The following is a 758-nucleotide window of genomic DNA, read 5'->3' as shown; positions in this document are numbered from 1 at the left end:
GTGCCCCCAAGGCGCTGCGCGCGCTCGGCGGCACGCCCATGCTCGTCCACGCGGTGCGCGCGATGGCCGACTCCCGCGCCGTCTCCCTGGTCGTCGTGGTAGCGCCGCCCGACGGCGCCGGCGAGGTCAAGTCGCTGCTCGACGCCAACGCCGTGCCCGAGCGGACCGACGTGCTCGTCGTCCCCGGCGGCGAGACCCGCCAGGAGTCCGTGAAGCTCGGTCTCGACGCGCTGCCGCCCGGCTACGACATCGTCCTGGTGCACGACGCGGCCCGCCCGCTGGTCCCCGTGGACACCGTCGACGCGGTCGTCGAGGCCGTACGCGACGGGGCGCCCGCCGTCGTCCCCGCGCTGCCGCTCGCCGACACCGTCAAGCAGGTCGAGCCGGCCGCCGCGCCCGGCGCGCCGGAGCCCGTGGTCGCCACCCCGGACCGCTCCCTGCTGCGGGCGGTGCAGACCCCGCAGGGCTTCGACCGGGCCACCCTGGTCCGCGCCCACGAGACCGTCACGGACGACGTCACCGACGACGCGAGCATGGTCGAGCAGCTCGGCCTCACCGTCGTCACCGTCCCCGGGCACGAGGAGGCCTTCAAGGTCACCCGCCCCCTCGACCTGGTCCTCGCCGAGGCGGTCCTGGCGCGCAGGAGGCTCAACGATGGCTTCTGAGACGACGGCTTTCGAGACGTACCCCCTGCCCCGGGTCGGCATCGGCACCGACATCCACGCCTTCGAGGACGGCCGCGAGCTGTGGTGCGCCGG

The 758-nt window shown here is 75.3% G+C and carries 1 protein-coding gene and 1 pseudogene; both read left to right on the top strand.

From position 1 onward, the window contains the following. Nucleotides 1-665 (top strand): 2-C-methyl-D-erythritol 4-phosphate cytidylyltransferase (gene ispD / locus CCN29_RS31050; RefSeq protein ID WP_442538581.1); only part of this gene is annotated, 665 nt, incomplete at its 5' end. Then, a pseudogene (locus CCN29_RS36440) lies at nucleotides 655-758 on the top strand (2-C-methyl-D-erythritol 2,4-cyclodiphosphate synthase); the annotation flags it as partial. The gene ispD and the pseudogene CCN29_RS36440, both read left to right, overlap by 11 nt.

This window comes from Streptomyces pseudogriseolus, assembly GCA_002154585.1.
In the GTDB taxonomy this organism is placed as follows: Bacteria; Actinomycetota; Actinomycetes; order Streptomycetales; family Streptomycetaceae; genus Streptomyces; species Streptomyces pseudogriseolus.
This window is presented reverse-complemented; position numbering and strand designations above follow the sequence as displayed.